The organism is Bacillus sp. 165 (assembly GCF_017742235.1).
In the GTDB taxonomy this organism is placed as follows: domain Bacteria; phylum Bacillota; class Bacilli; order Bacillales; family Bacillaceae_G; genus JAGHKQ01.
On sequence record NZ_JAGHKQ010000001.1, the window covers coordinates 57,387 to 77,578 of the forward strand.

At 38.3% G+C, this 20,192-nt stretch carries 20 protein-coding genes and 1 pseudogene; 3 read left to right on the top strand and 18 right to left on the bottom strand.

The window, feature by feature from the left end; all coding sequences use genetic code 11:
• Positions 1-3: 3 nt before the first annotated feature.
• The 7 genes from J7Q84_RS00315 to J7Q84_RS00345 form a co-directional block, all read right to left on the bottom strand.
• Positions 4-879: an ABC transporter permease subunit gene (locus J7Q84_RS00315; protein ID WP_209092377.1), complete on the bottom strand. Its 876-nt coding sequence runs from the start codon at positions 877-879 to the stop codon at positions 4-6.
• A 131-nt stretch (positions 880-1,010) separates the two neighbouring features.
• Entirely contained in the window at positions 1,011-2,426 is a 1,416-nt protein-coding gene (locus tag J7Q84_RS00320) for an extracellular solute-binding protein (protein WP_209092379.1), read from the bottom strand.
• 82 nt (positions 2,427-2,508) lie between these two features.
• On the bottom strand, positions 2,509-3,519 hold the full coding sequence (locus tag J7Q84_RS00325) for a LacI family DNA-binding transcriptional regulator (RefSeq protein ID WP_209092381.1): 1,011 nt from the start codon (positions 3,517-3,519) through the stop codon (positions 2,509-2,511).
• A gap of 474 nt (positions 3,520-3,993) precedes the next feature.
• Positions 3,994-4,962, bottom strand: a complete 969-nt coding sequence (locus J7Q84_RS00330) for a S8 family peptidase (RefSeq protein ID WP_209092383.1) — start codon at positions 4,960-4,962, stop codon at positions 3,994-3,996.
• A gap of 135 nt (positions 4,963-5,097) precedes the next feature.
• Complete coding sequence (locus tag J7Q84_RS00335; protein WP_209092384.1) at positions 5,098-5,820, bottom strand: amino acid ABC transporter ATP-binding protein; 723 nt, start codon at positions 5,818-5,820, stop codon at positions 5,098-5,100.
• Positions 5,753-6,472: an amino acid ABC transporter permease gene (locus J7Q84_RS00340; protein WP_209092385.1), complete on the bottom strand. Its 720-nt coding sequence runs from the start codon at positions 6,470-6,472 to the stop codon at positions 5,753-5,755. Before J7Q84_RS00340 ends, J7Q84_RS00335 begins: the two co-directional genes overlap by 68 nt.
• Positions 6,473-6,921: 449 nt before the next feature.
• On the bottom strand, positions 6,922-8,004 hold the full coding sequence (locus J7Q84_RS00345) for a CotH kinase family protein (protein WP_209092386.1): 1,083 nt from the start codon (positions 8,002-8,004) through the stop codon (positions 6,922-6,924).
• A 188-nt stretch (positions 8,005-8,192) separates the two neighbouring features.
• Between J7Q84_RS00345 and J7Q84_RS00350 the strand changes: the two genes are divergently transcribed.
• Together J7Q84_RS00350 and J7Q84_RS00355 are read left to right on the top strand one after the other, a co-directional pair.
• Positions 8,193-8,723 carry a hypothetical protein gene (locus J7Q84_RS00350; protein WP_209092387.1) on the top strand — a complete coding sequence of 177 codons (531 nt, stop codon included), beginning with the start codon at positions 8,193-8,195 and terminating at the stop codon, positions 8,721-8,723.
• Between the two features lie 292 nt (positions 8,724-9,015).
• On the top strand, positions 9,016-9,585 hold the full coding sequence (locus tag J7Q84_RS00355) for a hypothetical protein (protein ID WP_209092388.1): 570 nt from the start codon (positions 9,016-9,018) through the stop codon (positions 9,583-9,585).
• A 531-nt stretch (positions 9,586-10,116) separates the two neighbouring features.
• Here J7Q84_RS00355 and J7Q84_RS00360 read toward each other — a convergent pair.
• The 7 genes and pseudogenes from J7Q84_RS00360 to J7Q84_RS00390 form a co-directional block, all read right to left on the bottom strand.
• Entirely contained in the window at positions 10,117-10,890 is a 774-nt protein-coding gene (locus tag J7Q84_RS00360; RefSeq protein WP_209092390.1) for an MBL fold metallo-hydrolase, read from the bottom strand.
• Positions 10,891-10,906: 16 nt separating this feature from the next.
• The gene (locus J7Q84_RS00365) at positions 10,907-11,371 is read right to left on the bottom strand and encodes an 8-oxo-dGTP diphosphatase (RefSeq protein WP_209092392.1); all 465 of its coding nucleotides are present in this window, start codon (positions 11,369-11,371) and stop codon (positions 10,907-10,909) included.
• 2 nt (positions 11,372-11,373) lie between these two features.
• Entirely contained in the window at positions 11,374-12,000 is a 627-nt protein-coding gene (locus J7Q84_RS00370) for a phosphoserine phosphatase 1 (RefSeq protein ID WP_209092394.1), read from the bottom strand.
• Positions 12,001-12,077: 77 nt separating this feature from the next.
• Positions 12,078-12,490, bottom strand: a pseudogene (gene fosB, locus J7Q84_RS00375) (metallothiol transferase FosB).
• A 56-nt stretch (positions 12,491-12,546) separates the two neighbouring features.
• Positions 12,547-14,205, bottom strand: coding sequence for a peptide ABC transporter substrate-binding protein (locus J7Q84_RS00380; protein ID WP_209092396.1), 1,659 nt, complete (start codon positions 14,203-14,205; stop codon positions 12,547-12,549).
• Positions 14,206-14,575: 370 nt separating this feature from the next.
• A complete protein-coding gene (locus tag J7Q84_RS00385; RefSeq protein WP_209092397.1) occupies positions 14,576-15,367 on the bottom strand; it encodes a DUF2628 domain-containing protein in 792 nt (263 codons plus the stop codon).
• A 53-nt stretch (positions 15,368-15,420) separates the two neighbouring features.
• A complete protein-coding gene (locus J7Q84_RS00390; RefSeq protein ID WP_481747518.1) occupies positions 15,421-15,891 on the bottom strand; it encodes a methylated-DNA--[protein]-cysteine S-methyltransferase in 471 nt (156 codons plus the stop codon).
• A 135-nt stretch (positions 15,892-16,026) separates the two neighbouring features.
• Between J7Q84_RS00390 and namA the strand changes: the two genes are divergently transcribed.
• The gene (gene namA, locus J7Q84_RS00395) at positions 16,027-17,055 is read left to right on the top strand and encodes an NADPH dehydrogenase NamA (RefSeq protein WP_209092399.1); all 1,029 of its coding nucleotides are present in this window, start codon (positions 16,027-16,029) and stop codon (positions 17,053-17,055) included.
• A 21-nt stretch (positions 17,056-17,076) separates the two neighbouring features.
• Here the strand turns inward: namA and J7Q84_RS00400 are convergent, their stop codons facing one another.
• The 4 genes from J7Q84_RS00400 to J7Q84_RS00415 all read right to left on the bottom strand — a co-directional run bounded on the left by J7Q84_RS00400 (position 17,077) and on the right by J7Q84_RS00415 (position 19,953).
• Positions 17,077-17,634 carry an HD domain-containing protein gene (locus tag J7Q84_RS00400; RefSeq protein WP_209092401.1) on the bottom strand — a complete coding sequence of 186 codons (558 nt, stop codon included), beginning with the start codon at positions 17,632-17,634 and terminating at the stop codon, positions 17,077-17,079.
• A gap of 226 nt (positions 17,635-17,860) precedes the next feature.
• Entirely contained in the window at positions 17,861-18,007 is a 147-nt protein-coding gene (locus J7Q84_RS00405; protein WP_209092402.1) for a hypothetical protein, read from the bottom strand.
• A gap of 80 nt (positions 18,008-18,087) precedes the next feature.
• Positions 18,088-18,939, bottom strand: a complete 852-nt coding sequence (locus tag J7Q84_RS00410) for a TIGR03943 family putative permease subunit (RefSeq protein WP_209092404.1) — start codon at positions 18,937-18,939, stop codon at positions 18,088-18,090.
• Between the two features lie 15 nt (positions 18,940-18,954).
• Positions 18,955-19,953 (bottom strand): permease, encoded by a 999-nt coding sequence (locus tag J7Q84_RS00415; RefSeq protein WP_209092406.1) that lies wholly within the window; start codon positions 19,951-19,953, stop codon positions 18,955-18,957.
• Between the last annotated feature and the right edge of the window lie 239 nt (positions 19,954-20,192).

Here is a 20,192-nt window from a genome sequence, read left to right on the forward strand (position 1 = left end):
GTTCTATGCCTCCTCATCATATCGAAGCACTTTTCGTGCTATAAGAGTGAGGATTAATGTAGCTAAGACAACAATCATTGATGCTGCAGTAGCAACCCCCATCTGAAACTCAAGAATCCCTTTTTCATAGGTGTAGGTCATAAGTACATCTACTTTTCTACTAATCGCTGGATTACCCATGACGATGATTTGATCAAATATTCTTAAAGAACCTAATAGGTTTAACAGAAATACAACCTTCATGGTTGGATACAATTGCGGAATCATTATATTTTTAATTTCCTGCCAACGAGAAGCCCCATCCATTTTGGCTGCTTCATATAATGAAGGATTGATGCCAACAATAGCCGCTAAATAGAGAATACATGTGTAGCCCATATCCTTCCAAATAGCAGATAGCACCATTAATGATCTTGCATATTCATCCTTTGTGAAGAAATGTATAGGTTTCCCATCAAATACTTTTATAATTTCATTGATTAATCCCCCGTCAGGTGAAAAGATATAAATCCATATACCTCCGACCACAACCCAGGAAAACAAATGCGGGACATAAATAACCATTTGTGTAAATTTTTTAAAAGAGACCCGAATAACCTCATTTAGAGAAATGGCTACAATAATCGGAAAGGCAAATCCAATGATTAATATTCCTCCGCCAATTAATAGCGTATTAACTAAAACACGCCAGAAAACTGGATCATTTAGTACGGTAATGTAGTTTTGGAGTCCAACAAAAGGGCGATCTCCAATGATTCTAAATTCTTGGAAACTAATAAGGACTCCCCTTAATAAGGGATAGTAGGAAAAAAGAAGAAAATAAAGAAAGATGGGGATCATCATTATATACAGCCATGCGTATCGTTTATATATATTCATATATCATCACCTTGTAATTTGGTTTGTAGGTTTTCAAGAGAGAGATTACTAGTTACCCCAGTACCTAGTATGAAAATAGTAGAAAAGAGGGGAAAACATATTGCTCTCACCCTCTTATTTACTTGTTAATTTTATTTATCAATTAATCCTGCATCTAGTAATTCCTTATGCATTTTTTTCACTGCTTCTTTAGCATCCATTTCACCCATCATAGCTTTAAATGCATAGTTCTGAATAATCTTTTCTGCTGCTGGCCAATCTGATGTTGAAACTTCTAATGAAGAGTTTTCAAGAATAATCTTTTGTGCCTCTTCAACCCCTGGAAGCATACCGAATGGATTCTCCCACTTTGTATTGTTCGGGAATGGAGCACCGTGATCCATTCCGTGTTCTTTACCAGCAGCCGTTAACTCATATTTACCATTTGTTACTGTATAGTCATTATCTTTAATTCCAAGTGTTGCTAACACATTCCCTTCTTCTGAATGCCAGAATTCAAGAAATTCCATTGCAGTTTTAGGATGTTCTGCATTGACTGGGATAGCCCAAACACTTTGATCACCACGGCGAAGCATAATGTTCCCCTCTGGTCCAACAGCACCAGAAATTCCTTTTGCCTCAAAGGTTGTATTTGGATCGTCTACCTTACGGATATTGTTAAATAATCCAACCCATGCATCCCAATACGTAACCGTACCTACACGGTCTGTTAAGAATAACTCACGCATTTTACCTGAATCATTTGTAGCAAAGTTTGGATCTAATAACCCTTCTTTATACAGCTTTGCAAACCATTCAAATACAGGAACTGCTTTCTCTGTTGCAATTGGAATTGTACGCTTTCCATCTTTGTCAATCACATAACGATATTTCACTCCAGCTGCACTTAAAAACCCTTGAATATCATATAATCCAGCAGTAGATAGTCCATATGTATCGTCCTTGCCATTTCCATCTGGATCTTGTTCTTTAAACGATTTGAAGACATTGTAGAAGTCATCAAGAGTTTTGGGTTGCTCTAGACCCAGCTTTTCCATCCAGTCTTGTCTAACAATCGGCAGCGTTCCGCCTTCAAATTTATTAAATATACCGTAAACTTTTCCATTATCGTACTTAATTAAATTCCACTCTTTTTCAGAGATAATAGTGGAGTCTGATAATACTTTCGATTTTTGAATTTTGTCATTTAATTCAGTTAGAACACCTTGTTTTACTAAAATATCCATTAATGGTTTAGTAAGTAGGATTAAGTCATACTTTTCACCAGATGACATGCTAGTCATTAACTTTTGATCGTAATCTGCCGGCGGTTTAACCATTTCCACTTTTATACCTGTTAATCTTTCAATCTCTTTAACAAATAGTTCATTTTCTTCAGGTGTTTTCCCGCCAACAACATTGGAGAGAATCCGCAGTGTCTTTTTCTCTTTTTTCGTGCTTTTATCATTTGTATTAGTGGAAGTTTCTTGAGAACTACAAGCGCTAAGAAGTAAACTTAAAATCATAAAAACTGGTACTAAAAACTTAAAAACTTTTTTATAGTTCATTTTTCCCTCTCCCTTTTTAAGAAACTTTTATATTATTTATTTTTTACACCGCTTCAAAATTTTTTCAATCACCCCCTATCTATTAAAAGATTGTTTTGCAAGAATCTCGGATAACAAGTTTTGCAGGTATGATTTTCTTTCTTGGAGCTAATTGCTCTTTTAATACATTGATTAAAACCTCTGCTGCTTCCTCACCGAGCTTCTCTGGGAACAATTCGATACTCGTTAGTTTTGGTGTTGTCTCCAACGCGAGTGTTTCATTATTACTTAGCGTCACTAATGACAGGTCATTTGGAATATCAATTCCCAATTCTCTCGCAGCACGAAGTACCCCCAATGCAACACGGTCTGTATCCACAATGATTGCTGTAAATTTCTTTACCTTAATGCTTTCTAGTAAACTAGTAAAACCATAGTCAGAAGCATTTTTATACTTCTCCTGATCGTTATAAATCACGTTTTCTTCCTTAAAAGGTAAACTGAAATTGTCAAAAGCCTGCTTTAAACCTTCCCTGCGATCGTCTGCTACCGTCATGCCATAGGCTGCATTGAGAAAGAGGATATCACGATGACCATTTTCAATTAAAAATTCCCCAACCTCTTTCACAATCTCAATGTTATTGTTATCAACAAATTTGGTAGTCTCATCGTCTTCATCAGGTCTTCCAATCACTACATACGGCAAATTGAACTGCTTGTACTGCGCAATTCTTGGATCTTTATCTTTTGGATTCATTAATATAACTCCATCCACTGGATCCCTTGAAAATAACGCTGAATCATCACTCTCATACAGTTTGTCTAGAAGTACTCGGTAGCCACTTTTACTACACTTTTTTACTACACCATTAATCACTTTTAAATCAAAGCTGCTTAACTCCATGTCAAGTGTCGGCATTTTCAGACCAATAATCATTGTTTTCTTAATAGCCAAGCTTCTAGCAACATGGTTAGGGACGTAGTTCAATTCCTTTGCAACATTTAATACTCTTTCCGTCACTTCGGCACTAATAGGTCTTTTTTTACTAAACACATTCGAAACCGTTCCCTTGGAAACCCCAGCTCGTTTTGCAACATCATCAATTGTTACCATTATTATCACCTAAACTCCCTTATAGTTAAACCGGTTTAATAGAATATTAAAAAATTTTACATTATTTTTACTTAAAAGAATACTATTTATATTAATTCCATCTTGATTAAGTCGGTTTTTATAAAACCGGTTTAATGAATACGTTTTCATTATAAATAATATTTAAAATAAATACAATATTCAAAATATATTTTTTTACTTTTTTGAAAATTATTAAATCTAACCTATTGGACTGGTAATTATACAATTCTTTCACTACATACGTAATCATTTATAAAGGAATCGACTTCGTCCCCAAGTCTTCTAACAGAATAACCCTTCCATTATCTCAATTCTTTTAAATACTCTATTGCCTGACAGTACTGTTTAAAGTTTCCCCAATTACCAAAGTGTAAGTTACCATAGGGAAAAATAATATGTAAACGTTTTATCATAAAGCAAAAAACCCTGCCGCTTACGGCAAGGTGTCCTGCTTTATTTTATTTCTCCATATCCTTCTGTCAAAATAAGTAACCCATTTCCTTCTGCCTGCTTGCTGTAGCCGAGAGAAACGGTACGCTTCACCAGCTGTGCATATATTTCATCTTCTGTTAAAGTACGCTTAAAATCCTTCTCACATTGCTTAATAATTAAGGCCGCTGCTCCCGAAATATGAGGCGTAGCCATCGATGTACCAGATAACACAGCGTATTTTCCGTTTAAGTAAGTAGACAGAATTTTTTCACCCGGTCCCACTACATCAATATCCTGATTTGTGTTGCTGAAGCGTGCAAGCTTTTTGTCCAAGCTGACAGCTCCTACAGATACTACTTCACGATAACTGCCAGGGTAGCTTAACTCGACTGTTTGGTCATCACCGTCTCCTTCATTCCCTGCAGCACACACAACGAGTACATTCTCTTCTACAGCTCGCTTCACAGCTTCATGAAGAGCTGTTTCATCTTCCGGTCCGCCAAGAGACATGGAGATTATACGTACTTTTTCTCCGTTCGGTCCACGCCAATCCAACGCATAATGAATAGCATCGATAATTCCTTTTGTTGAACCAGCCCCGTCACCTTGCAACACTTTTAATACAAGAAGTTTTACTTCCGGAGCCATGCCAACCACACCCGCATTATTTAAGGATGCCGCAATGGTTCCGCACACATGCGTGCCATGACCGTTGTTATCTGCAAAATTTTTCACGTCACTCTTATGATCACTTGTGAAATTATATCCATCAATGATGCGCTCTACTAAATCTGGATGATCAGGCTCGCAGCCTGTATCCAATACTGCAATGACAATCCCCTTCCCTTTCTCACTTTCATCCCAAACTTCAGGCGCTTGCAATAAAGCAACACCAGCAGGAATCTCAGTTGTTTCATCTACAATTTGCTCAACCTTGTAAGGAATTAATCGAATTGTACCTTTTTCAATTGGATGCTTCGTTTGAGACATAGAATCCTCTCCCTTATATAGATTTGGAGTACTGCTTTGCTATGCATCAGTCTTTTTATACAATTCGACTAATAATTGAAAAATCCTTCCAACAAAAAGAACGTACGTTCTCTTATTTGGAAGGAAAATACATTTTTATAAAACCTTACTTAAAAACAGCTTCGTACGTTCATGCTTCGGGTTTCCAAACAACTCATACGGATTATTTTCTTCTACTATATAGCCCCCATCCATAAACAGCACCCTGTCACCCACTTCTCTTGCAAACCCCATTTCATGAGTAACAACTACCATAGTCATTCCTTCTTTAGCTAGGTCTTTCATTACCTCAAGCACCTCTCCTACCATCTCCGGGTCAAGTGCAGAGGTCGGTTCATCAAACAGCATGACTTTTGGTTCCATCGCCAAAGCCCGAGCAATGGCCACACGTTGTTTTTGACCGCCGGAAAGAGAATCAGGATAAGCATCACACTTATCTTCGAGTCCTACTTTCCTTAATAAATCCATCGCTTTTTGCTCTGCTTGTTCTCTTGACCATTTTCGAACCTTCATTGGAGCTAATGTAATATTGTCCAGAACGGTTTTGTGAGGAAACAGATGAAAATGCTGAAACACCATTCCCACTTCTGCACGAAGCTCATTAATATTTGTTTTTTTATCTAAAACAGATACACCGTCAATCAAAATTTCTCCAGCCGTCACCTCTTCGAGCAAGTTTAAACAGCGCAAAAAGGTAGATTTACCCGAACCAGACGGACCTATAACAACCACTACTTCTTTCTCTCTTATATCAGTTGAAATTTCCTTTAACACCTCCAGCGTCCCGAAGCGTTTTCTTAACTGTTTTACTTTTATCATTCGTATCCAACCTCTTTTCCAAGTAATTTAGTAAATGTGTAAGAGATAAAGTTAATACTAAATAAATCAACGCTACTGTGAGATACGGCTCCCATACTCGATAATACTGAGCTACTGCTGCTTTCCCCCAGTACAACAGCTCTGGAGCTGCCAGAAGAGATGCTAAGGAAGAGTCTTTCAATAACACAATAAATTCATTCCCTAGAGGAGGAATCATCCGTTTAAACGCTTGCGGAATAATAATATAACGCATTGTTTGAACATGGGTCATACCGAGAGAACGCCCTGCCTCGGTTTGTCCTTTATCAATAGATTGAATACCAGCGCGAAAAATTTCAGCAATATAGGCAGCTGCATTTAAAGATAACCCTACCGCTGCCGAAGCAATTCCACTTGGAGGTGACATGAACAACGGCATTACTCCAAAATGAATAATTAACAACTGTACTAATAACGGAGTGCCGCGAAAGAAGTTGATATACCAAACAAACGGTAAGCGAATCCATAATTTAGAAGACATCCTTCCCAATCCTACCGCTAACCCTAACACCGTTCCACACAAGACTCCGATAATTGAAATTAATAAAGTAAGCAAAAGTCCCTTTAAAAAAAATGGTGCGTATTCTGTAATAATGCTAAACTGCCAATCCATCTCTGACTCCTCCTTTGATTGCTGTAAAAATAAAAACTAGATTCCTTATGTATTCTATTATATTTGCTAAATTACGATAATTAAAGTCATAATATACTAAAAATTTAAAAAATTATACGTCGAACTTATTCTGTGCAGTACATCAACAATGAAATCACTCGCTATATCAGCGAATCTTAGATTATATTAGAATATTATTCATTATATCGACGAACTTGATCATATATCGGCATATCAGCCATTATATCGGCGAACTTGATCATATATCAGCATATCAGCCATTATTTCGGCGAACCTAATCATATATCGGCAAATCCACAGTTATATCAGCACTCTCTACGATTTACCAGCGACTCTTCTCTCTATTTCGACACTACAACTCTAATGATGTTATCAGCAGCATGCCAAATGCAAGTAGAATAAAAAGAGCACCTTTATCAGGTGCCCCATTATAATAGGTCGGTTAAATGTTTATTTAAAAACCGGTTTCTATCTTTTATATATTCCAAAATAACAGCTGGTTCTCCATCGAATACCTTTAGATTATCTTTAATATACGGATCTGTCATTACATGTGGACGCAATGTTGCATGCAATCCTTCTACAATCGGTTTCATATTTTCTACCGTGAACTGCTGCTCTAATACCTCCCTTAAAAGTGTATGGTATCGTTTCCTAAATGAAGGAACATCTAATATACGAGCAGTCAGTGTATTATATCCTTGTATGCGTACATAATCATATTCCATTACTTTCCCATGAATATCCCTTCCCCAGGTTGCATCATAATCCCAAGGCAGAATCTCAAATAAACCCGTTTCAGCGTTCCGATATAAAGCATAGTTATGAACAAATCCGTCAAAGTTTTGTGTGCAAACCACACCTATCAGCCATCTCAAATATTGATCCACATTTACATATTTTATTATTTCTTTTTCATACTCTTCTTTTGATAGGGTATTTAGCTTATAAATAAACTCACTTAAATACTTTTCGCTATTTTTATCTCCATACTTTAACTCATAACCTGAAGCTAACGAATGTTTGACATCATCATCTAACTCGCTCACAAGTGAAAAGTTCGCATCATCATCTATTGCATAATAAATAGCTCCGCTTGGTAAATTTCTCTTCTTCAGAAAATATTCATCCACTGATTCCAACTGCAGATACACTCCTTGATATCTCCCATTAACAGTTACTGTAACATGCTGAGAATGAGGAGACATTGCTCCAATATTCGAAAAAAAATCTAAAGATAACTTATTTCGCATTAAAGACGGGTCTTTAAACTCGGCATTCAAATGAACTTCATGAGCACTGTAAAACGTTTTGGGTTTGTAAAAAGAAATATGGTAAGACTTCTTATCAAACTTCCGTATGTGTGAACCACGGTACACAATATCAATATCATACTTCTTCTTTTGATATGTTAATTTTGCAGGAACCGGATCATCACACCAAATATCTTTCCGTAATTCCACAAGATTCATAGGATGAATGAATAGCTCATAAGAGGGCAAATTGGACATAATATCGCTTCCCTTCAGTAGCATCTATAACTAATGTATGCTCTTGCAGAAAAACATGACACTATGGGCGTATGTGTAATTTTCTATAATTCAGCACTTGTCCAATACACAATTTCAAACTCTCTCATATTTTAATAGAGAAAAGAAGCTCATCTCTTCTTTTTATAACGAAGAAAGGAGGGATAACAATGGGTTATTATCAAAAAGATATCCACAAAGCATACAATCATGTAGTAGATTCCGGCATGGGCGCATATTTATACCAAGAACCGCAACGTTACGGTAAAAAACGCTCTCAATCTGGCCAAAGCAAACAATCTAAATCCTACAAACGTTCTTGCGGTTGTGGTCATAACTTCTGGAGTTCACAACGTTCTAGAAAATCTAACAAATCGAAGTGTTCTGGTCGTTCTGGTCGTTCTGGTCGCTCTAAAGGAGGCCGCTCCGGACGTTCTGGTCGCTCCAGAGGAGGTCGCTCCGGACGTTCTGGCCGCTCTAAAGGAGGCCGCTCTGGGCGTTCTGGTCGCTCCAGAGGAGGCCGCTCCGGACGTTCTGGTCGCTCTAAAGGAGGCCGTTCTGGACGTTCTGGCCACTCTAAAGGAGGCCGTTCCGGGCGTTCTGGTCGCTCTAAAGGAGGCCGTTCTGGACGTTCTGGCCACTCTAAAGGAGGCCGTTCTGGACGTTCTGGTCGTTCTAAAGGAGGCCGCTCCGGGCGCTAACCTCAATAAGGACCTTACGAAATTAGACCGCTACATGCGGTCTAGTTTACATATTAATCATATGCCTATTTTTAAAAAATATAGGTCATGTCCTAAACAATGAAACAGATTTTCTCATACTTTATAGAAGAAGTGGATAATAAAAACACTATGTACGTTTAGCCACTTAAATATGAATAGCTTCAATAAGGAGAGGTTAATATTATGGGATATTATAGTAAGAAAGACCTTCGCAGCACTGTTGATAGTATGTACAGTGCTGGTATGGGTGATTATTTAAAACAAGAGCCTCGTGGAAGAAGCTGCAGTTCTCGAGGAAAACATTCAGGGCGTTCTGGACGCTCTGGCCGTTCTCGTCATTCTAGACGCTCTTGGTTCTCTGGATGCGGATGTTCTCGCCGTTCCAGTCGCTCTAGAGGCTCTCGCCGTTCCGGTCGCTCTAGAGGCTCTCGCCGTTCCGGTCGCTCTAGAGGTTCTCGTCGTTCCGGTCGCTCTAGAGGCTCTCGCCGTTCCGGTCGCTCTAGAGGCTCTCGCCGTTCCGGTCGCTCTAGAGGTTCTCGTCGTTCCGGTCGCTCTAGAGGTTCTCGTCGTTCCGGTCGCTCTAGAGGTTCTCGTCGTTCCGGTCGCTCTAGAGGTTCTCGTCGTTCCGGTCGCTCTAGAGGTTCTCGTCGTTCCGGTCGTTCTAGAGGTTCTCGTCGTTCCGGTCGCTCTAGAGGTTCTCGTCGTTCCGGTCGTTCCAGATGTTCTTCTCGTTCCAGACAATCTTCTCGTTCAAAATGCTCTGGTCGCTCGCACCGTTCATACGACTGCAAAGTATTTAAATCAACTGACTGTTCCAAAGAACCTCGTGTCCGTTTTATAAACGAATTTCCTCAGCCTAAAAAACAAGAACCAAAATGCTATGAACATAAACAGGATTACAAACCGCCTTGCCGTCGTTGTTTTTGGTAATCATTTAACTGCCGAATGAATTCGGCAGTTTTTTATTTTAAACTTCCTCTATTACTCAAAAATCAAATAAAAAATACTCTTCTATTAATCTTTACCATGAAGAGAACCTCATTCTTATTATATGAAACCAGCTTCTTTTCTCTTCATAGAAATAAAAATATACTTACAGCAAAAGCACCCAAGAGTCTCAGCATCCAATATGCTGCTACAAGCCAGCATAAGAATCCAAGCCTTACAGCATTATACGATATTGTTTTCTTCCGAATACCTGCACTGACCCATATAATTCCCCAACCACAATAAATCAATGCGAACACCATTCCACCTGTACGAATATACATCGTCCACGAAAAAGGAGTAAACATTCCCAACGGAAAAATAGCCTCGCCCCCTTTGTTGTACCAATTATAGTAGGAAAAGGGGGGAATTATACCAAATTCTATTAATTCAACTCATACTGCATGCCATCGTAGGCAAACATCATATGAGAAGGTAACTGTTGGCTGCGCATTTCTACATCAATGTCATGAGAAAGGTGCGTAAAAATAATCTGCTTCGCTTGCAATACTTCATCCATTTCCATTACTTCTTTCGTACTATAGACAGATCGAGTATGTAAAGGAGCTTGTTCATCCCAAAATGAAGTTCCAATAATAAGTAAATCAAGATGTACAAACGGTTCCAGTTCCTCACTAGTCAAGTTAATAGCATCTGATACGTAGGCAAAACAAAAGCCCTCTTTCATAAATTTAATACCATATGAATAGCCATTATGTCCATGGTTGACTCTATGAAATGTAATCGTATATTCTCCTGTCTTCCAAAGCGATTTTCCTGCAAATTCTAATAGCTCTCTATTTTGCAAGTAAGGATACCTTCCGATTACTATATCAATAATATCAGGGGGACTTACTACTGTTCCTTTCACACCATAGCCGAATAATGCATCTGAATAATCCCCGAGCCCCGTAATATGATCATTATGAGCATGAGTAAGCAATACAGTAGATACCATATTTTCATTTAAATACCTTAAGCACTGCGTGCGATAGTCTGGAGACAAATCTATTAGTATTGTTTCCTCATCCGTATGAATAGCAAGACTCGGACGTGTACGAATATTAATCTCTTTTTGTTCTGTACACACTTTGCATCCACAAAGTATACGCGGTACCCCTTTCGCATCACTGGTCCCTAAAAATTGTAGCTTTGTCATGTATATTCCTCTTTTCTTACAATTGTTTTATCTTCACTTTGTTTTCTTCGCTGTCCCCTACCGTTTGTATTTCAAATGTCCCCTCTTGGAAAAAAAGCGGAAATCTTCGCTTAAACCATTCTTGCATTGGATACTCCTTTATTTCATTTTTTGGAACCCACTCCAACTCTCCTTCTGGCGGATTGTGAAGCAATTCTCCTTCAAATTCCGTCGCCAAGTAATTAAAGACCATATACCGGATGTTTTCTTCCATGCTTACATACTCATCCAATCCTTTATATGTAAGGTGTTTCACTTGTAAGCCAGTTTCTTCAAATACTTCACGAATAGCACCTTCACTCAAGCTCTCTGGAAATTCCACCTTACCTCCCGGCGCGATATAACCAGGAAATCCTTTTTCATCGGGTCTATTAATTAGTAGAACTTGATCTCCTTTCTGAATCATACACATCGTATACATTTGGTATTGTATTGCTGTCATAATCAATCTTCCTCGTTGAGTTTATAGTGGTCTGTATCTGCATAAAGCACTATGCTTCCCTCTCCATTTTCAATATCAATTATACTTAAGCTCGCACTATGCATAAATGGATCTTCCCAAACACGAGCAATCTCACGGTCTTCAAAATATCCGAGAATCAGCTTTGATACAACCGCATGACCGACAATAAAAATATTCTTTCCTTCATTTCCCTCTATTACCTCGAACAGTCCGTCTAATACTCGCTTTTGCACTTCTGTGAACGTTTCCCCTGATTCTGTCTTATACAAGTGAGGATGTGTCCAAAACAAATCAAACTGATTGGGGTATTTTGCTTTTATTTCTTCCAGGTTCATCCCTTCCCATGTCCCCATATGAATCTCATAAAAACGATTGTCCTGTATAATAGGAATATTTCGTTCTCCTCGAATCAATTCTGCAGTATGGACTGCACGTTCACTTGGGCTGCTGAAAATAACATCGACAGGCATCGATTTCATACGTACACCGAGCTGGTGTGCCTGCATTTTCCCTCTTTCTGTTAAAGATGAGTTCATTCTTCCTTGCATACGTTTTTCTACATTCCATTCCGTTTCCCCGTGACGAGTAACATACAATCTTGTTTTCATAGATTTCTGCTCTCCTTTATTTATTAACCTTATGTACCTTGTCTGAACTTATCTATTCGCCTTGAACAGATACCTCTCTAATCGTAAAAAATCATATGGGGCTTCTCTTCCTTATAATATCGTAATCGTTCTTGCAAGGTTCCTGTATGCAATTCGAATTTATGACCGCCAGGATCTGTAAAATAAATAGACTCACAATCTTGTTTATCACGCATCCTCCCCTGTAAAATAGGTACATTATATTTTAATAACTTTTTCTCCCACTCGTCCAGCTCTTCCTTCAATACCGTAAAAGCGATATGAGTATATGATTGAAGGATTTCTTCTCTCGGAATATCATTTTCTGCATTTAACGCAAGCCAAATGCCGCTTAATTCAAAATAAGCTACGGCTTTCCCCTTATTCAATAATTTCGCTCACAAGACGGTTCGATGGATCGCTCTAAATGTGATACTGAAAAGCAAAAATGGTTTATTCCATGTATTTTCAATCTCACTCCTCCAATAAAGAAAAGTGCGTATCATCAAGATACGCACTTTCATACTATTACTTCTTGTTAATGTATGCCCACTTGTAAGAGTAGTCTCCGCCAAATGTATGCTTAGCAATTCCTTTTACATACGGCTTTTCAATTACTGCCACACCACGTTGGTATACAGGAGAAATTGCCGCATCGTCAAATAAAATCTTTTCAGCATCTTGAAGTGCTTTCCAGCGAGCTGGTAAGTCTGTTAACAAGTCACCTTTTGCTGCTTTTACCAATTCATCATATTTCGGGTTGGAATACGCCATTTCATTAAATGGACTTTCTGTTATGAACATATCTACGAATGTCATTGGATCTGGATAGTCAGGACCCCAGCCAGAGAAGGAGAATTGATAATCTAAGCTCTTCTCAAGATCAAGCTTTTGCTTGAACGGTTGCTGCTTGATTGTAATTGTTAAACCGTCTAGGTTTTTCTCTAATTGCTCTTTAATGTACTCGCCAATTTTCTTAGCAGAATCAGAATCATAGTTTAACATTTCTACTGTAATTTGATCTTTTCCTAATTCTTTTTTCGCTTCAGCCCAAAGCTTTTGTGCATTCTCCACATTATCTTTTCCATGGTTGAAATCGCCGTTACCCGCACGGAAATCTTTTCCATCTGGACCTTTAACAAAGTTTTTCGGTACTAAAGAATATGCCGCAAGAGAACCGTCGTTTAAAATAACGTTCGCAATACCTTCTTTATCATACGCTAAATCGATTGCTTTACGAACCTTTTGGTTTCCAAAAACAGGATCCTTTTCGTTAAAGCGGATAAAGAATAGACGAGGATCTTGGTACGTTTTGTATTCAGGGCTGGATTTATATTTATCTACAAATTCAGCAGTTAATGTTACACGGTCTGCATCGCCAGTTTCGTATAAGTTTACACCTGTAGCAGTATCTTTTACAATGTTTACATTGATTTCTTCAAGCTTTACAGCATCTTTATCCCAATAATTAGGATTTTTCGTAAGCTGGTAGCTTTGTTCATGCTTCCAATCGTTCATTACGAACGGTCCGTTATAAAGTACAGAATCTGCTTCTAACGCATACTTGTCGCCTTTTTCCGTTACGTACTTCTCTTTTAATGGGAAGAATGTTGGGAAGGAAGTAAGCTCTAAGAAATATGGAACCGGATGCTCTAATTCTACAACTAATGTTTTATCATCTTGTGCTGTAACGCCAAGCTGGTCAAGCGGTAATTCTTTATTATTGACTTTCACAGCATTTTTTACATCACCTAAGATGAATGCATATTCTGATGCTGTTACAGGGTCAACCGCACGGCGCCATGCAAATACGAAGTCTTGTGCCGTTACTGGCTCGCCGTTAGACCATTTAGCATCACGTAAATGGAATGTGTATGTTTTTTGGTCTTCACTAATATCAACTTTTTCAGCCATACCAGGAGTTGGTTTGTTATCTTTATCAAGACGGTACAATCCTTCCATCGAGTTAACGAACACTTTAAAGGATACGCTGTCCGTAGATTTAGAAGTATCCATAGATGGGATTTCAGACGTTTCAAGAAGGTTTAACACTTGCTTATCGGCAAGAGCTCCAGACTTCTTATCGTCTTTTTTGTCTGTTGATGCTGTTTCATTGCTTCCACATGCTGTTAAAAACATGCTTGTTGAAAGAACTGCTGCTGTTAATACTGTAAGCTTTTTCTTCATAGGTAGTTGTTCCCCTCCTGAGTTTTCTGTTTCTATGACGTAGCAAGTATTAATTGCAATAAAATTCAGACAAATAATTATATGAATTTTCCGTAACTTTCTACCTGCTTGTTTGTATTATACATAATATTTTGTTAATTTCAAACATTTTTTATATTATTTTTTTAAAAAATGTCGAAATTTCAGATAAAATGAACTTTACGCAGTTCTAGTACTGTATTTTGTTGATTTAAGCAAAAGAACGGGTTTAGAGGAACTCTTACATTAATAGAATGTTTCTTCCTCACAGTCTCAAAGTGCAACAGGACATAAGTAAAAATATTTCATTCCATACAAATCAGGTATTATAAGTTTTTTCCTTAAAACAATTTTATAATGCCTTTTTTTCTATATCGTCTTCTAATTCATCATCTAAATTAAATGGCGTTTTCACATCAAAGATCCTGTCCATCAGTGCATAAACCTCTTTTTCATTCTGAATTTCCCCATCGACACTTAATGTATACAGCTCTATTTCTTTATAGGAATAATCCACAATGAATTGAAGCACCACTTCACTTTTATCAGATACAGCTGTCCCACGAAATTCAACTATTTCTAATCCATCTGCGCCGCGCTGATACGCCCATTTCGTATTGTAAAAATATTGTTCGAATTTCGCTCCGATTGAGTATAGAGGATACTCATATAACGTTTCTCTTTTAACGAGTTTAATAATATCTATACTTGTCGGATAAAAATAATGGCTAATAAAATAGAAGAACCCTGCTGCACAGAGAGAAGCAGCGAGACCTATATACCTTTTTGTTTTGACGTGTTCCCTATTGTAATACAATTGATTACCATATATGCCCAAAAACAACATACCAGCCATGTAAACTACTAACGAGAGATATGTCACATTTACAAATGGAACAGCGTAATTCCAGCCAAGTATATAAGCTCCAACTTGAGAGAAAGCAAAAATCAAGAGGAATAGAAAAGCAGAAAAGAACCGCCTTTGATAGCCAAGCCAAAACACATTCCATAAACAAGCGGTCCAGCTCCATTGCTTTGTCGAATGTTTTTTCTTGTTACTCTCATATGTGTGATAGGCGTATGACTCAGACTCCCTAGAATCCGTTTCTTGCTCATTTTGCTTCCCATTTTTAATACAAACCACCCTCTCTCTTGTTCACCCAGGTGCCGTCTTTCTGCTTCCGGGAAATCTAGTCTTTATGTACTCGGTAAGCTTTCTTCGTGCTTAAGCAGCCATTCTTTTCTCCATAATCCACCCTCATAACCTACTAACGCTCCGCTTTTCCCGATAATACGATGACATGGAACGATAATAGAAATGGGATTACGGCTGTTTGCTCCCCCAATGGCGCGAACAGCCTTCTCATTCCCAATTTTTGTAGCAATGTCTAAATATGATACTGTTTCTCCAAATGGCACCGTTTGCAGTGCTTGCCATACTTTCAATTGAAATTCTGTTCCTGTTGGCTGCAGCGGCACAGTAAAATGACGGCGCTTTTTTTGAAAATATTCATCTAATTCCTGTACCGCCTGCATTACAACCGGATGGGTGCTGTTTTCCTCCTGCGGTGCTTCTACAAACATAATAGACGAAATACCTTCATCTTGCCCTACAATTTCCATCCATCCAATATCAGTTTTATAATACGCCCGATGAACTTGTCCCACCGTTCTCACTCCGTTTCACTTATCTTTTCCTGTATTGTACCATATTTTGGCATCACCTATAAGCGGATTATTGGAGGAAAAGAAAACATTGATGATAAAATAAACTCAATAAATATGAATCAGGAGGCTAGTCATTTGAATTCCTTATTATTTACACCGTATACAATAAAAGATATAACATTTAAAAACCGAATTGTGATGGCGCCGATGTGCATGTATTCATGTCATCAGCAAGATGGAACAGCTTCAAACTTCCATCTTGTCCATTATGCTTCGCGCGCTGCCGGACAAGCTGGACTCATTATTTTAGAGGCCACCGCTGTCACACCTGAAGGAAGAATTTCACCTCAAGATTTGGGCATATGGGGAGAGGACCATATCGAAGGCTTAACAAATATTGTGTCCCTCGTTCATGGATACGGATCAAAAGTAGGCATTCAACTCGCTCACGCTGGACGAAAAGCAGTAGTAGATACACCTGCTATCGCACCTTCTTCTATTGCCTTTAATGAAACGATGAAGGTTCCAGAAGAAATGACGGAAAAACAAATTACTGAAACCATTTCAGCGTTTCAAGAAGGAGCGCGCCGTGCAAAAGAAGCAGGGTTTGATGTTATTGAACTGCATGCAGCCCACGGCTATTTAATCAATGAATTTTTGTCCCCTTTAACAAATAAGCGAACAGATATCTATGGAGGGACTCCTGAAAACCGCTATCGCTTCCTCCGTGAAACAATTGACGCGGTGAAGCAAGTATGGGACGGCCCATTATTTGTCCGCATTTCAGCAGATGATTACCATCCAGAAGGCCTGACGATTGATGATTACGTACAATACAGCAGATGGATGAAAGAGCAGGGAGTAGACTTAATTGATTGCAGCTCAGGAGCAGTTGTTCCGGCTGCTATCGAAACATATCCAGGCTATCAAGTAAAATATGCTGATGCTATTAAACAACAAGTACAAATCCCAACAGGTGCGGTAGGACTTATCACCACAGGTCCTCAAGCAGAAGATATTTTACAGCAGGCACAGGCAGATCTTATCTTTATTGGGCGTGAGCTTTTACGAAACCCATATTTCCCGCGAACAGCAGCCAACGAGCTTGGTTTCGAACTGACGGAACCAAAACAATACGAACGTGCCCCAGGAATAAAAAAATAGAGCATACGCTGCTCTATTTTTTTATTTCGCAAATAGTTCTTCTACTTCAGCCTCAAGCAAACGGTATAGCGGAAAATGCTCCAGCCTCTTTCCCAATGCTTTCACTAATCCCCGATAATACCATTCCTGCTGCTCCTTGCCTCGATTAAATTTCCCCCAAACCTCAGTACCAATTTTTCTAAAATCAGTAGCAGTAGAACGGATATTATGCAGTTTATCTGCACATACGACCATACATGCTTCCATAGAAATTACACCAATATTGTTCAGTGTATGTTGCTTTCGTTCCTCCCATGACTTTGATTTATCATGCTCTGAACATTGTTTCACAATCTGGGCTACATTCATTCCAAATGCCGTTTCGATGTCCTTATATGTGACAGACGTATCTTCTATCGTATCATGAAGAATTCCGGCTATTACCGTTTCGGAAGAACATCCTACGTCTAAAAGAAGCATCCCAACCGTAAATGGGTGAGTAATATATGGTGTGCCGTTCCCTTTCCTCGTTTGTGCTCGATGAGCAATACTTGCTGTTTCAACAGCCAAATTGAACTTGTCCAACAATTCCCTATTCATTTTTTCCTCCTATACTATTTTTATGCTAAATTCTTTATATACTATTATATAACACCTTTCTGCTTGAGCAGTACTACTATTATTTAATTCCTAGAGATGTATACAACAAAACGCCCATCAGCAGGCTCTTTCCTGCTGATGAACGCCCCGCTAATCATTTCTATCCTCCGTTTATACTACTTGCCTTTTATTTCCTAGCAGTAAAAATATCATCTGTTACTCTCTATCAATCTTCACCTTCTCCTGCAGGAAGCGGCGTCACCGTATGAGGATCTCCTAAATTTTTAATCAACTCTTTTAAAAACCATACAACACACGCTAAGGGAAACAATACTCCTAAAATAATACCAATAGCTTCAAATAAATAGTCCATATTATCTTCTCCCTTCCTATTTGTTCCACTATATGAGAAAGAGGAGGGGCTATATGCAATAATAGAAAAAAATAATACTGCTAATTTTGAAAACTTTGGTACACATAGGGGATTTTCGGCTCCTGTATTCGTTCTGCTTTTGTTACTTTTACAATCGGAAACAAGGTATCCATATAAACAGCCTCATCAAGTACTCCCGTCACAATAACCCACGTATCATCCTTCAAAGAAATAATCTTGTCTCCCGTCGCCAGCATTCCATATACAGAAGCATCTGCTACACAACAGGTAATACCGAATCTGGCAATGACCAGCTGGTTCTTTCCCATAGGCGGCTCTCGATGGACAAAGCCCATAAAGGTAATAGTTTTTCCTTTAAACCCTTCTACATCCTTCCCAATTATATCCATGATAGATATATAATGTTCATCATCTACTACTATCTTTTTTTTACGATGCAGCTGATTTTCCAATTTTTTATAGTAGTCTTCAGGAGGCTCTTGCGGCAGCAAATTCATATTCTCATCAGGATCCACTATTCCTTGCTCATTCATTGTTCGTCCTCCAAGATTCACTCCTCGTTTTCCAGCCACACTGCCGTCAATCACACTATCGGCAAATAAAAACCCGGTAATGATAGGAATGATAAACAGAGAATAATACAAGATAGAACCTGCTGCAGTAGCTGGTATATCGTGTTCTTCTCCGCAGCTGCATGCATGTTTTGTATGCTTCATCCAACTTCTCCAAATTTGAATAATCCCGAACAACAAACATAGAAACAACGTGATATATACAAAGGGTATCATGCGCGGCGCCATAAAATGTTGTATAGTTCCCGTTACCAACAGCTTAAATAACAGCATCGTAAATCCAAGCAAAATAATGCCCTTCATATACATATGAAAGAGTGCACTATCCTCTCGCTGCATTTCTATCACTCCCTTTTACACAACTTGATCGAAAATCAAAATAACGGTATAAACAACCGAAGTAATAATCAAAATCAAGGAAATGACGAATTTCTTTTTAAAATATGCCAATAGTATAATCGTATTTTTCAAATCTATCATCGGGCCGAACACCAAAAATGCTAACAAAGACGATGGAGAAAAGGTATGACTAAGGGAAGCCGCTATAAAAGCATCTGCCTCTGAGCAAAGGGAAAGAATGTAACCAAACCCCATCATAACAAGCGGAGACAACCGTGCATCTGATGCAATCTCAATCAACAGAGCCCTATCAAAAAACGTCTGAAATAAGCTTGACACAACTGCTCCCAGCACTAAATACTTGCCAGTTTCGAAAAACTCATCGCTCGCGTGAAACAGCATCTCAGCAAATCGGTTCCGTTGCGCTAAGTGTGTATGTTCAGACGGAACCGCTTGTTTTTTTAATACATTGGTATTTCCGTATAAAAAATATACAATCAGTCCGATTATCATAGCAGAAATAAACGCTAGCCCCATTCTCCAATACACCATGTTTTCAACGGAACGGAACGCATAAAACGTAGAGGCAAATACAATCGGATTCAAAATAGGAACACTGACAAGAAATACCGTTCCTATATGAAGAGGCATCCCTTTTTTAATCAATCTTCTAACAACAGGCACAATGGCGCATTCACACATAGGCATAATACAGCCTATTAATGCGGCAGGAATCATGGCAAGTATCATATGCTTAGGCAAAATCCGCTGCAGCGCACTCTCAGATATAAAAGCTTGAATGCATGCAGAAATGATCACTCCTAATAGTACAAATGGAATGGCCTCCAAAAAAATACTTAAGAAGATGGTATTCATATTTACAATATTGCCAGGAACCTTATCTGACAAAGAAGATAAACTAGTAAAATCAACGAAAAGAAATAGAAATACAAATACCGCTATCAAAAACAGAGCAATAATCTCCCGAGATATTTTGATGACTGAAACTCTCATTTTCAAGCTCCTATTCTACTATTTTTTAATAGAACTATATGCTTTTGCTATCGTTTTATGTCTATTCTTTTCTCTTTTTTCAGCAACTATTATAATAAAACAACTCATAAATCGTAATCATTACTAAAAATACTTGTCTTTTCTTTTATTCTGTTTTATAATTTATATGTTATTTTTAAATCGTAATTTTTACGTTTTATATTCTATGAAATATATTTCTGTAAATAGTTTACAGGTTC